The following is a 12,379-nucleotide window of genomic DNA, read 5'->3' on the forward strand; positions in this document are numbered from 1 at the left end:
GCCGACGAAAAACGCCGGCTCTTAGCAAAAAGACAAGATTAACAGCCATTAAGACTCGAAAGGATGAACCTTGATAATCGTCTCATTACGATCTGGACCTGTTGAAATAATATCAACCGGCACTCCAGTTAACTCTTCAATACGTTTGATGTAGTTGAGAGCAGCCTGCGGCAGATCATCGATAGACTTAGCACCAAATGTTGTTTCAGACCAGCCTGGCATAGTTTCATAAATTGGTGTCGCTTGTTCAAAGGCTTCAGCAGCCATTGGAGACACTTCTAAAACTGAGCCGTCTTGCATCTTGTATCCAGTACAAAGCTTCAGTTCTTCAAGCCCATCTAACACATCAAGTTTGGTCAAACAAAAACCTGAAATAGAGTTAATTTGGATAGCACGACGCATGGCTACCGCATCAAACCAGCCCGTACGACGAAGTCGACCTGTAGTTGCACCAAACTCCTGACCTACATCGCCCAAGTGCTTACCAATTGGGTCTTGTTTGTCGAGGCCATCATAGAGCTCAGTTGGGAAAGGGCCTGAACCTACACGAGTACAATACGCTTTTGTAATACCCAATATATAACCAATGTGACGAGGCCCAAAACCAGAACCTGCTGCAACACCACCAGCAGTCGTGTTAGAAGAAGTTACATAAGGGTAAGTACCGTGGTCGATGTCCAGCAGCGTGCCTTGAGCACCTTCAAACATGATCTTATCGCCACGCTTACGTGCCGCATCAAGCTCATCAGTAACATCAATAACCATTGATGTTAGTAGGTCAGCATAACCTTTAGCCTGCTCAAGTACCTCATCGTAACTTACTGGCTCTGCTTTATAGAAATGCTCTAACTGGAAGTTATGGAATTCCATCACTTCTTTTAGTTTTTCAGCGAATGCTTCCATATCGAATAAATCACCGACGCGCAAACCACGACGAGCAACTTTATCTTCGTAGGCTGGGCCAATTCCTCGGCCAGTGGTTCCTATGGCTTTTTTACCACGAGCCAACTCACGAGCCTGATCCATCGCAATGTGATATGGAAGAATTAATGGACATGCTTCAGAAATGAAAAGACGCTTACGTACCGGAATACCACGCTCTTCCAAAGGCTTCATCTCTTTCATTAGAGCTTCAGGTGATAACACAACACCGTTACCGATGACACATTTGATGTTATCGCGAAGAATACCTGATGGAATTAAGTGGAGAACGGTTTTTTCACCGTCAATGACCAGAGTGTGGCCTGCGTTGTGTCCGCCTTGATAACGAACCACATATTTGGCATCTTCAGTTAAAAGGTCAACAATTTTACCTTTACCTTCGTCACCCCATTGGGTGCCTAGAACGACTACGTTATTTCCCATCTTTCCAGTTCTGATTACTAGTTAAAAATGGATTCTAGCACTGAATCATTTTTCTTGCAGTCATTTTTTAATCATACAGGTGCAATCTTTTGCAATTAAAAGCGGCTAAAATGTGACTTCGTATTTTATCAGACACTTAGTAAAAAACGCCGAGAATGCACTACTCGTCAGCATAGATTTTAACACTCAGTGTGCCATATTTATCAATTCCCGCTCGGTACATACCAGAGCTATTCATGGCAAAATGTATATCTCCTTGGCCATTGATGCCAATCAGACCACCTTCACCACCCATTGTTTTGAGTTCACCGTCAATTATGGTATTGCATGCAGTGACAAGGTCTTCTTGTAAGTACCGCATTCTTGCTGCCACATCCACAGCCACCGATTGACGAATAAAAAACTCACCCATACCCGTTGTCGATATCGCCACATTGCCATTTTGCGCAAACGTGCCAGCACCGATCACAGCAGAGTCACCGACTCGACCATATTTTTTATTGGTAATACCACCCGTGCTAGTCGCAGCGGCAAGATTCCCATGTTTATCGAGTGCTACAGCGCCCACGGTACCGTATTTATTATCGTCAGGGTATTTCGACTCCGAGAGAGCATAGAGACCTTTCTCTCGCATTGATAACAACTGTTGGTAACGCCTTTCCGTTAAGAAATAGTCTTGCTCAGTGAAAAGGTGTCCGTGGTCGAAGGCAAATTGTTCCGCCCCTTCACCAATCAACATCACGTGATCACTGTCTCTCAGTACATCCCTTGCTAATGACACCGGATTTCTAATATGGCGCAATCCTGCAACAGAACCAGCTTGTCGCTCACGTCCATGCATTACGGAAGCATCCATTTCCACAATTTCATGATGGCTCAATACTGACCCTTTGCCCGCATTAAAATGTTCAGAGTCCTCTAATACTTGTACCGCTGCAACCACCGCATCCAGAGCATCTCCTGAATCAATTAGCACTTGATGACCGGCTCGAACTGAACGCTCTAAATCAGCAAGCAGCTCTACTTTCAACTCTGCACTCATTTGCTCGGCGACAATCGTCCCTGCACCACCATGAATTGCGATAGAAAAAGGCTTAGTCATAGCAACAACCTCCCTAATATGAATAAACAAAGAGCGTTTCGTGCTCAAAGGCAGGAAACGCTCTCTATTGGCTCTGGCGTTTATGACACCGAGTCTGGATTACTCACCGTCGCAGCAGCCACCGTCGTGGTCATGGTCATGACCACAACCGCCAGCTTGATGTACATGGCCATGTTCGATTTCTTCTGCCGTTGCCTCACGCAAAGCAACAACTTCAACATCAAATGTCAACGTATGGCCGGCCAGCATATGGTTTCCATCTACAACGACTTCGTCGCCATCTACTTCGGTTACTTCGACAGGAACTGGGCCTTGATCCGTATCCGCTAGGAAGCGCATACCAACTTCAATTTGCTCAACCCCTTGGAAAACTTCAGCAGGAACGCGTTGCACAAGTGCTTCATTATGCTCACCATACGCATCGTCAGGAGAAACAGTCACAGAGAACTTAGCGCCCGCTTCTTTTCCTTCCAACGCAGTTTCAAGACCAGTAATTAGGTTGTTGTTACCATGCAGGTAATCTAATGGCGCATCTACCGTTGATTCATCGACCACTACGCCGTCTTCAACTTTTACTTGGTAAGCTAGACTAGCAACTACGTTCTTTTCAATTTTCATATTGGCTCCAAGGAGAGTGAAGACTCCAGCAAACGCTGGAGTCTGAATGTTTACTCAGTATTATGGGGGCGTTTTAGAGAAAGGCAATCAATCTGGTTTAAAAATCCCAATCATCTCACCACCTCCGCGCTGAGTGCTTTTCTCTGGCTGAGGAGTACGCTGGTCTTTGTGACCACATTCAACACATTCAACAAGCTCAATATTATTTTCTATCCACCATCTCAGTGTGTCACTCGTCGCGCATTTCGGGCAACTTGCCCCGGCAATAAATCTCTTTTTCATGCTTCGTCTTATATTACTTATATTATTCCCAAAAACTTTTGGCTTGCTTTTCGTTTTCTAATTCACGCCCAAAAATTTCTTCGAGTTCTTTGCGAGCTTCTTTCGCTCGCTCAGCTAGCTGCTTGTCATCATTATGCTGAGGGAGTAATTCTTTCAACATAGCATCGTCCAATTTACGAAAATGCGCCTCAGCTCTTTTCGCTTGATAAGGGTGCATTCCAAGCTCGACCAATGTCTGCCGACCCAAATCCAAGGCCCCCAGAAATGTCTCGCGAGAGTAATTATCGACCCCATGACTCAACAGCTGGTAAGCCTCTACTCGGCTCCTTGCTCGAGCGAACAACTTAAGGTGAGGAAAGTGAACCTGGCATAACTCAATGGTCTTCATAATTTCATCGGGCCTGTCGGTGCAGATCACCATAGCTTCAGCTTTCTCTGCGCCGGCTGATCTCAGTAAATCAAGCTGAGTTACATCGCCATAAAACACTTTGTAGCCATATTTTCTCAGGAGTCTTATCTGGCTTGCATCGCTCTCAAGAACTGTAACTTTAATCCGGTTGGCGTACATTAATCGGCCGATGATTTGCCCGAAACGGCCAAATCCAGCGATGATCACTCGAGGCTGCTTATTGACCACATCGCTTTTCAACGTTTCAGTGTCAGTGTTTAAACCGCGGGCATACCACTTGCTTTGTGCCATTAGTAACAAAGGTGTTGTCACCATGGACAAGCTGACAACCACTAAAAGAAACGCAGTTTGATCAGAATCCAATAGGCCTTCTTTTCCCGCCGCAGTAAAAATAACAAACGCGAACTCGCCCCCTTGGCTTAAAATAGCCGCCATTTTGCTCCGAGACTTCGCGTTACTACCTGATACGCGCGCTAAGGCATAAAGGATCAGCCCTTTTACCGCAACTAAACCAAATACCGCGAGTAATACATTCACCGGATCTAGGGCCAGTAATCCTAAGTTCACCGCCATACCAACAGCAATAAAAAATAGACCAAGCAACAACCCTTTAAAGGGTTCAATCGCAATCTCTAATTCATGACGATACTCGCTCTCAGCAAGCAGCACACCCGCTAAAAACGTACCTAAAGCCATCGACAAACCAAGCTTTTGCATCAGTAATGCGATACCTATAACAAGCAGCAGTGCCGCCACGGTAAACAATTCTCTGACACCACTTAGCACCACATATCTGAACAATGGACGAAGTAAAAAGTGCCCTCCGATAAGTAGCCCACCAACACCAACCAGCATCCATATCGCATCTAACCAATTTCCTGCCGTGTTACCAGCTAGCACAGGCAATACCGCCAGCATTGGAATTACCGCGATATCTTGAAATAGTAAGACTGCAAAACCAGATTGACCTGTCTCTCCACCTGCAAGCCCTTGCTCTTCAATGACTTTCAGTGCTATCGCCGTGGATGACAGCGCTAACCCCATGCCGATCACAATACTGGTTTGCCAAGTTGCTCCAAAGAGGTTAGCGACAACAGCAATAACCACAGTACTTACGAAAACTTGGGCACCGCCTAGCCCCAGAATTGGACCGCGCATTTGAATCAATTTTTTGGGGTTAAGCTCGAGGCCAATCAAAAACAATAACAAGACCACGCCAAACTCGGCAAAATGAAGAATGGCTTCAACATCCCGAATCAAGCCAAGTCCCCATGGGCCAATGGCAACACCGGCAAGCAAATAACCCAGAACGGAACCTAAACCTAAACGCTGAGCGAGTGGAACCGCAACCACAGCCGCAGTGAGAAAAATGACACTACTTTGTAAAAAATCGCTCTCTAGTGCCATATTACCCCCCTATCTCAATCGAACAGGTTCCCAATGGGTCATTAAGCCAGCGCCGATAAACTTCGGCATGCTGGTAACGTTCCATCTCGGGTACATTTCTGGCCCAGTAAAGCACCAAAGGCTCTATCCATTGCATCTGACATAGGGCTGCTGTCAACTCAAAAGGTTGTAAGATCTCGGACAATGGATAACGGTTGTATCCCGTATCACAGAAGGCCTCCTCTTTGCCCCCAGTGGTAATCACACTACGCCAATATTTGCCCTTCATTGCTTCACCTTTGCCAAATGCAAAACCTTTCCCTAAAACACGATCTAACCATTCCTTAAGTAAAGCAGGACAAGAGTACAAATATAAGGGGTGATGAAAAACAATAACTTGGTGTTGGTTAAGCAGCCTTTGTTCGGCAGCAACGTCAATAAAGAAATCGGGATATTTGGCGTACAAATCGTGCACGGTGACATGCTCAAGTAATTCTACTCGCTCTAGCATGATCTTATTCGCGACCGAACTAGAGGACTCTGGGTGAGCGTATAGAACCAATACTCTAGGTTTATCGGCTGATGATGTCTGCATACTTTCGACGGCAATCCTTATGCTGGGTTGTGCCAGCCAAACTATTTTTTTGGTTGTCACTTTGTTATACGTGGTTCGCTACAATAACGCAATATTCGACATCGCTGGTTAACTGACCTACTATGCGACGCATTATGAGCGAAGACAAAATATAAGACTATGATTACTTTCTCTAGCATTCAACTTCTGCGTGGTGGCAAACCACTTCTAGAACAGGCGTCGGCTACCATTCACCCCGGTGATAAAATTGGCCTCGTGGGTAAAAATGGTTGCGGAAAATCGACCCTGTTTGCATTAATTAAAGACGAATTGTCAATAGATGCAGGAAGTTTTACTAAACCCGCCCATTGGGAACTGGCGTGGGTTGCCCAGGAAACCCCTGCTATAGAACGTAGTGCAATCGAATATGTCATTGATGGAGATCGTGAATACCGTGGACTCGAAGCTCAGCTAGTTGAAGCGGAAAAGCAAGACAATGGAACCTTAGTCGCCGAGCTTCACGGAAAGATTGAAACCATTGGTGGCTATAGCATACGTGCTCGAGCTGCTGAATTGCTCGATGGACTTGGTTTCAGTCAAGAGCAAATGACATGGAATCTTACCCAATTTTCGGGGGGATGGAGAATGCGATTAAATCTTGCTCAAGCTCTATTGTGCCGCTCGGATTTATTGTTGCTCGATGAACCTACCAACCACCTAGACCTTGACGCTGTCATGTGGCTAGAGCGTTGGTTACAAAACTACCCAGGCACTTTGATCCTTATCTCTCATGACCGCGACTTTCTTGACCCTGTGGTGAATCGTATCATTCATGTCGAGAACCAAAGTATGAATGAGTACACAGGTAACTATTCGTCATTCGAAGAGCAAAGAGCACAGAAACTCATTCTTCAACAAGCTCAATTCGAGAAACAACAGAAACAAATGTCACATATGCAAAAATATATTGACCGTTTCCGTTATAAGGCTTCGAAAGCTCGACAAGCACAAAGCCGTATAAAAGCTCTCGAACGAATGGAGAAAGTACTCCCTGCTCAACTAGACAATCCCTTTAGCTTTGAGTTTCGCCAGCCTGACGCTCTCCCCAACCCCATTATCATGATGGATGAAGTATCAGCAGGTTACGACCAGCACTTAATTCTAGAAAGGATTCGTCTAAACTTAGTGCCCGGTAGTCGTATTGGTTTACTAGGGCGCAATGGCGCAGGTAAATCTACCCTTATCAAATTGCTTTCAAAAGAACTAAAGCCTCAAAGTGGCTTACTCACTTATTCACAAGGGGTTAAAATCGGCTATTTTGCCCAGCACCAACTTGAAACTTTGCACCCAGAAGAAACACCGCTACAGCACATGATGCAAATCGCACCGCACAAAACAGAGCTAGAACTGCGCAACTACCTTGGTAGTTTTGGTTTTCAAGGTGAAAAAGCATTGGAGAGCGTCGCGCCTTTCTCTGGCGGAGAAAAAGCCCGCTTAGTTCTAGCTCTCATCGTGTGGCAAAAACCCAATCTTCTTCTCTTGGATGAGCCGACCAACCATCTCGACCTTGACATGCGCCAAGCACTCACTTTTGCTTTGCAAACTTTCGAGGGAGCCATGGTTATTGTTTCACACGACCGTTATTTACTCAAAGCAACCACCGATGACTTATATTTGGTTCATAATAAGCAAGTGGCACCGTTCGATGGTGACCTCAATGATTATTATAAATGGCTTACTGAGCAACAACGTCAAGAGCGTCGGGTTAACCAAGCGTCGACAGATGACAAAGTTAGTCTCAATAGTGCTGCAGCAAAAAAAGAGCAAAAGCGCCGTGAAGCTGACTTTCGTAAACAAACGGCTCCGATACGAAAAAACTTGGTCAATTTAGAAAAAAAGATGGCGTCCATCGGTGATATCTTGATGGAAGCAGAGGCACAATTGTCAGATAACGCGCTTTATGATGCAGAAAATAAAGCTAAACTTACTGAAGTATTGTCTGTCCAATCTACCAACAAGAGTGCGCTTGAAGAGGTGGAACTGGAATGGATGACCCTACAGGAACAATTGGAACAGATGGAGCAGGAGTTCAATCAACAATGAATGCAAACCGCATTAGTCTCTCACTAACTTTAGAGCGCCTGTGGCAATTTAGCCTACAATACTACGGTGTTCGAGAAGTGAAGGACGCGTGCTTACATTTGCAAAATCAGTACAAAGGTAATGTTAATCTATTGCTGTTACTGAAATGGCTTGATGAACAGAATGTGTGTTTTAGGGAACAGGACTGGCATAAAGTTGAAGAGTGTCTCGGCCGCTCAGAAACTTTACTTCATAGTTACAGAGATATGCGACGTAAAATAAAACACCACGTTCCTGAAACCCTCTACCGAGAGTCTCTACAGTTCGAACTTCAATTAGAAAAACAACAACAGTCCGACCTAGTAGATTGCATCAACGCCCTCAAACTAGAACTGAACCATGCGGAACCTCTTACTTTGAGATATTGTCGTCAGCTCGGAGGAGAAGCACTCTATGCTTCGTTTTCCGAGCCTGTTAACGACATTGCTAACTTATAGAATCACTGATGACACAATTTATTGCTGCGACAGGCTTATCCAATCCACATTTGCAAACACTGGCGCCACGCTTGATTCGTAAAAAGGCACTCTTTGAGCCTTTTTGGCAAACACTCGACACACCAGACGGTGACTTTCTTGATATCGCATGGAGCGAAGACCAAAACGCCCCAACATCCAATAGTAAGCCGATATTTATTTTGTTCCACGGCCTTGAAGGATGTTTTTATAGCCCCTATGCCAATGGACTTATGAAAGCATTTTCGGACCAAGGCTGGTTATCGGTTATGATGCATTTTCGTGGCTGTAGCGGTAAACCAAATAAACTGGCAAGAGCCTATCACTCAGGGGAAATCAATGACGCTCGATTTTTTCTAGAATATTTAGACCAACACTACCCAAATCGAATTAAAGTTGCTGTCGGCATTTCACTTGGTGGTAATATGCTGGCGAATTATTTAGCTCACTTCAACCAAAAGCCTTTACTTGATGCAGCAACCATAGTCTCAGCACCACTTGATCTTTCGGCATGTTCAAAGAGAATAGAGCAAGGCTTTTCTCGTTTATACCGTGGTTATTTGCTGTCTTCTTTAAAAAAGAGTGCACTACAAAAACACCATTTACTCAAAGGGCATCTCGGGATTAGCTATAGAAATATAAAAAGAGTGACGAGATTGTATCAATTTGACGATCTAATCACCGCGCCTTTGCATGGTTTTGAAAATGCGGATGATTATTATCAAAAGTGCTCAGGAATACACCAACTACAAAAAATCACTTTACCGACCCAAATCATTCATGCCAAGGACGATCCTTTTATGACCGAAGAGGTCATTCCTAGGTATGTACTTCCTTCCAACATAGATTATCGGCTATTCGATAAAGGTGGCCATGTTGGTTTTATCACTGGGAGTGCATTCAAACCACGATTTTGGTTAGAAGAAGCCCTACCAACCTACTATGAAAGTTTGGCTATTTCGGCATAATAGACTCCTTTAGAATCATCTAAGATACATAAAACTATGATCGTCCCTTGGCAACAGATTGAACCAACCACACTAGAAAACCTTATTCGCGAATTTGTCCTTCGGGAAGGTACAGACTATGGAGACAATGAAATTCCCCTAGCGAGCAAGATTTTGCAAATCCAAAAGCAGTTACAATCTGGCGATGCAGTGGTGGTATTTTCCGAATTGCATGAAAGTGTTGATATTCAATTGAAACGCTAGCTTCAACTAATTCAACAGCTTGCATTTTTAACGTACCCCATACAGTCAGACAGGGATAAATCGTGTTATAGTGAGTACTTGGATTAGCAACACAATTCTTAGACAAGGTTTGTCATGTCAGCAAAGCATCCCATAATTGCCGTTACAGGTTCCTCCGGAGCAGGCACCACCACAACTTCAGAAGCATTTCGTAAAATGTTTAACATGATGAAGGTAAAACCTGCTTGGGTTGAAGGTGACAGTTTCCATCGCTACACACGACCGGAGATGGACGTTGAGATCCGCAAGGCTCGCGATCAAGGCCGACATATAAGTTACTTTGGACCGCAAGCAAATGATTTTACTGGTCTCGAAGAGTTTATGCGTAAGTATGGACAGGAAGGGGTGGGACAAATACGTCGTTATTTGCATACCTTTGATGAGGCGGTTCCTTTCAACCAAGCGCCTGGAACCTTTACACCATGGCAAGACCTACCCGAAAACTCTGACGTCCTTTTTTACGAAGGATTGCACGGTGGTGTTGTTGATGGAGAGGTAAATGTAGCGCAGCACGTTGATTTTTTAATTGGGATGGTGCCTATTGTTAACCTCGAATGGATTCAAAAGTATATTCGTGACACACGCGACCGTGGTCATTCAAGGGAAGCTGTCACGGACTCTATCGTTCGTTCTATGGACGACTACCTAAATTACATTACACCGCAATTTTCCCGTACTCACATCAATTTGCAACGAGTTCCAACTATCGATACGTCCAATCCACTAAACGCTAAGGGCATTCCTAGCTTAGACGAAAGCTTTGTGGTGATCCGTTTACGTGGAATAAAAAAAGTCGACTTTCCGTATTTACTCGCTATGATTGATGGTTCATTTATGTCACAACACAACACGATAGTCGTGCCCGGTGGTAAAATGAGTTTTGCTGTTGAACTTATCGTAAGGCCGATACTCCAGCAGCTGATAGAAACAGGAAAAATTGGCTAGTAATCACATTCGGTGCACGATTACTTTTCATACCGTGATCATGTGCACGTTTTTGCTTAGGAAAAGCGCCTTCGGATTCGATTAAAGTCAAGAAATCGTTTTCGAAAAAGGATACTATTTGTAACCGAAACACAAGTTGGCTTGCAGTACTTTTAAAGTGCTCTTATCCTAATAGGTCTGAACAAGGCTTGCGATAACATGGAAAGTAGCAAGCGTACCCTGCAGAGGAAGTGAGATATTATGGTTCTAGGTAAACCTCAAACCGACCCTACATTAGAGTGGTTTCTTTCACATTGTCACATTCACAAGTACCCTTCAAAAAGCACGCTTATTCACGCGGGCGAGAAAGCGGAAACCTTGTACTACATAGTCAAAGGTTCTGTCGCGGTACTCATTAAAGATGAAGAAGGTAAGGAGATGATCCTTTCTTATCTTAATCAGGGTGATTTCATCGGTGAGCTTGGTCTTTTTGAAGAAGATCAGGAGCGTACCGCATGGGTTCGTGCTAAATCCCCTTGTGAAGTTGCAGAAATCTCATTTAAGAAATTCCGTCAGCTGATCCAAGTGAACCCGGATATCTTAATGCGTCTTTCGTCACAAATGGCCAGCCGTTTACAAGTTACGAGCCAAAAGGTCGGTGATTTAGCCTTCTTAGATGTTACAGGCCGAATCGCACAGACACTGCTGAATCTTGCTAAACAGCCAGACGCAATGACACACCCAGATGGCATGCAAATCAAGATTACTCGCCAAGAGATTGGTCAGATTGTTGGCTGTTCGCGTGAGACCGTTGGCCGCATCCTTAAGATGCTTGAAGAGCAAAACCTTATCTCAGCGCACGGTAAAACGATTGTCGTTTACGGCACACGTTGATAACACCTAAAAGCAAAAGCCACCTTAAAGGTGGCTTTTTCGTCAGTTTCAGCGCAGCAAAAACTTAACCGTTGGTACTTTCAAAAATTTTATCGGCAGAAGCTGCAACAAACCCTGGGTATAAGTTACCGTCTTTCATCGGGTAGCGCTTAGCAAACTCATAAAAGCCGCCTGGGATCTCCTCAACACCACCAGAAAACTCTACTGATACCTTATCCGCCATGGTCGAAGACTGCTCAAGCAAGACCTCGGGGGAGCCTTTTACTTCACCACCAAATTCATTGATGGTAAAGCCTGAGTCTCGCAGGTGTTGGTTAACCTCGACAACTTCTGAAAAAGCGTTCAATTGATTAACGCTAACCGTAAAGTGGTTAGCACCATAGCCATGCGCAGCCAGCCAAGAAGCATACTCGCTCTCTTGTGCCAGAACTTGGAAATCAGAGAAACTCAAGTCCCACAAACGACCACCATATAAGAACTCTGGGCTATTCAGTCGTTCTGTTTCTACTTGAGCCACTAAACGTCCTACGATCGCTTGTAGCTCCTGTGAGCATTCTTCAACCTTGAGCTCACTGATAAATATTTTGGGCTGTTTGGGGTCGGGGTGTTCATAATGTTTCGCGACGAGTTTCTTACTTTCAAAGAGATAATCACCACCTTCTGTGTAACCTATCTCTAAGAAAGGTTTGGCAAGAGTCTCAATGCCAAGCGGAGCAATATTAAAGGTTCGCAGCGCAATGTGATCATTGATCAACGCTTCGTCTTCCTGAAGTAATTGGTGAACTTGGTGAGCGGATGGGCATAAACGTTGAATATAGTCATCCCATAACTTTTGAAATAAAACATCTGGCGTCATAACGCCTCCTTGTATCAGAGTAATTTGCGTTAACAGAATTTAATTTATGGTAAAAAAGAGGCTAACCAACAAAGCTTTTATACTCTATTTGGAAAGCCTCCAACCTGTGACATTGCAAAAGC

The 12,379-nt window shown here is 44.4% G+C and carries 13 protein-coding genes; 6 read left to right on the forward strand and 7 right to left on the reverse strand.

Annotated features, from left to right (window positions below):
- Positions 1 to 48 precede the first annotated feature (48 nt).
- The 6 genes from RH40_RS17135 to kefG all read right to left on the reverse strand — a co-directional run bounded on the left by RH40_RS17135 (position 49) and on the right by kefG (position 5,757).
- Positions 49 to 1,365: an adenylosuccinate synthase gene (locus RH40_RS17135; protein ID WP_009602929.1), complete on the reverse strand. Its 1,317-nt coding sequence runs from the start codon at positions 1,363 to 1,365 to the stop codon at positions 49 to 51.
- A 160-nt stretch (positions 1,366 to 1,525) separates the two neighbouring features.
- Complete coding sequence (locus RH40_RS17140; RefSeq protein WP_009602931.1) at positions 1,526 to 2,467, reverse strand: isoaspartyl peptidase/L-asparaginase family protein; 942 nt, start codon at positions 2,465 to 2,467, stop codon at positions 1,526 to 1,528.
- 99 nt (positions 2,468 to 2,566) lie between these two features.
- A complete protein-coding gene (gene slyD / locus RH40_RS17145) occupies positions 2,567 to 3,085 on the reverse strand; it encodes a peptidylprolyl isomerase (protein WP_009602932.1) in 519 nt (172 codons plus the stop codon).
- Positions 3,086 to 3,172: 87 nt separating this feature from the next.
- Positions 3,173 to 3,367 carry a YheV family putative zinc ribbon protein gene (locus RH40_RS17150; RefSeq protein WP_009602934.1) on the reverse strand — a complete coding sequence of 65 codons (195 nt, stop codon included), beginning with the start codon at positions 3,365 to 3,367 and terminating at the stop codon, positions 3,173 to 3,175.
- A 22-nt stretch (positions 3,368 to 3,389) separates the two neighbouring features.
- Complete coding sequence (gene kefB / locus RH40_RS17155) at positions 3,390 to 5,183, reverse strand: glutathione-regulated potassium-efflux system protein KefB (protein ID WP_009602935.1); 1,794 nt, start codon at positions 5,181 to 5,183, stop codon at positions 3,390 to 3,392.
- Between the two features lies 1 nt (position 5,184).
- Positions 5,185 to 5,757 carry a glutathione-regulated potassium-efflux system ancillary protein KefG gene (gene kefG, locus RH40_RS17160; RefSeq protein WP_009602937.1) on the reverse strand — a complete coding sequence of 191 codons (573 nt, stop codon included), beginning with the start codon at positions 5,755 to 5,757 and terminating at the stop codon, positions 5,185 to 5,187.
- A 159-nt stretch (positions 5,758 to 5,916) separates the two neighbouring features.
- Between kefG and RH40_RS17165 the strand changes: the two genes are divergently transcribed.
- The 6 genes from RH40_RS17165 (at position 5,917) to crp (ending at position 11,401) form a co-directional block, all read left to right on the forward strand.
- The gene (locus RH40_RS17165; protein WP_009602939.1) at positions 5,917 to 7,839 is read left to right on the forward strand and encodes an ABC transporter ATP-binding protein; all 1,923 of its coding nucleotides are present in this window, start codon (positions 5,917 to 5,919) and stop codon (positions 7,837 to 7,839) included.
- Positions 7,836 to 8,315, forward strand: a complete 480-nt coding sequence (locus RH40_RS17170; protein ID WP_009602941.1) for a TIGR02444 family protein — start codon at positions 7,836 to 7,838, stop codon at positions 8,313 to 8,315. The genes RH40_RS17165 and RH40_RS17170 overlap by 4 nt, the downstream gene beginning before the upstream one ends.
- Positions 8,316 to 8,323: 8 nt before the next feature.
- Positions 8,324 to 9,301 (forward strand): hydrolase, encoded by a 978-nt coding sequence (locus tag RH40_RS17175; protein WP_009602943.1) that lies wholly within the window; start codon positions 8,324 to 8,326, stop codon positions 9,299 to 9,301.
- A 36-nt stretch (positions 9,302 to 9,337) separates the two neighbouring features.
- Positions 9,338 to 9,544, forward strand: coding sequence for a YheU family protein (locus RH40_RS17180; protein ID WP_009602945.1), 207 nt, complete (start codon positions 9,338 to 9,340; stop codon positions 9,542 to 9,544).
- 114 nt (positions 9,545 to 9,658) lie between these two features.
- Positions 9,659 to 10,528, forward strand: a complete 870-nt coding sequence (locus RH40_RS17185; protein ID WP_009602946.1) for a phosphoribulokinase — start codon at positions 9,659 to 9,661, stop codon at positions 10,526 to 10,528.
- A 240-nt stretch (positions 10,529 to 10,768) separates the two neighbouring features.
- Positions 10,769 to 11,401: a cAMP-activated global transcriptional regulator CRP gene (gene crp, locus RH40_RS17190; RefSeq protein ID WP_009602948.1), complete on the forward strand. Its 633-nt coding sequence runs from the start codon at positions 10,769 to 10,771 to the stop codon at positions 11,399 to 11,401.
- Between the two features lie 64 nt (positions 11,402 to 11,465).
- Here crp and RH40_RS17195 read toward each other — a convergent pair whose 3' ends face one another.
- On the reverse strand, positions 11,466 to 12,257 hold the full coding sequence (locus RH40_RS17195) for a DUF1338 domain-containing protein (protein ID WP_009602950.1): 792 nt from the start codon (positions 12,255 to 12,257) through the stop codon (positions 11,466 to 11,468).
- Between the last annotated feature and the right edge of the window lie 122 nt (positions 12,258 to 12,379).

It is taken from the genome of Vibrio caribbeanicus ATCC BAA-2122 (assembly GCF_000165125.1).
Taxonomy (GTDB): domain Bacteria; phylum Pseudomonadota; class Gammaproteobacteria; order Enterobacterales; family Vibrionaceae; genus Vibrio; species Vibrio caribbeanicus.

Bases quoted from the DNA above. Each gene is read 5' to 3' on its own strand.
- slyD (WP_009602932.1), bottom strand. From the start codon at position 3,085: ATGAAAATTGAAAAGAACGTAGTTGCTAGTCTAGCTTACCAAGTAAAA.
- RH40_RS17170 (WP_009602941.1), top strand. From the start codon at position 7,836: ATGAATGCAAACCGCATTAGTCTCTCACTAACTTTAGAGCGCCTGTGG.
- kefB (WP_009602935.1), bottom strand. From the start codon at position 5,183: ATGGCACTAGAGAGCGATTTTTTACAAAGTAGTGTCATTTTTCTCACT.
- RH40_RS17180 (WP_009602945.1), top strand. From the start codon at position 9,338: ATGATCGTCCCTTGGCAACAGATTGAACCAACCACACTAGAAAACCTT.
- RH40_RS17175 (WP_009602943.1), top strand. From the start codon at position 8,324: ATGACACAATTTATTGCTGCGACAGGCTTATCCAATCCACATTTGCAA.
- RH40_RS17165 (WP_009602939.1), top strand. From the start codon at position 5,917: ATGATTACTTTCTCTAGCATTCAACTTCTGCGTGGTGGCAAACCACTT.
- RH40_RS17185 (WP_009602946.1), top strand. From the start codon at position 9,659: ATGTCAGCAAAGCATCCCATAATTGCCGTTACAGGTTCCTCCGGAGCA.
- kefG (WP_009602937.1), bottom strand. From the start codon at position 5,757: ATGCAGACATCATCAGCCGATAAACCTAGAGTATTGGTTCTATACGCT.
- crp (WP_009602948.1), top strand. From the start codon at position 10,769: ATGGTTCTAGGTAAACCTCAAACCGACCCTACATTAGAGTGGTTTCTT.
- RH40_RS17140 (WP_009602931.1), bottom strand. From the start codon at position 2,467: ATGACTAAGCCTTTTTCTATCGCAATTCATGGTGGTGCAGGGACGATT.
- RH40_RS17150 (WP_009602934.1), bottom strand. From the start codon at position 3,367: ATGAAAAAGAGATTTATTGCCGGGGCAAGTTGCCCGAAATGCGCGACG.
- RH40_RS17195 (WP_009602950.1), bottom strand. From the start codon at position 12,257: ATGACGCCAGATGTTTTATTTCAAAAGTTATGGGATGACTATATTCAA.
- RH40_RS17135 (WP_009602929.1), bottom strand. From the start codon at position 1,365: ATGGGAAATAACGTAGTCGTTCTAGGCACCCAATGGGGTGACGAAGGT.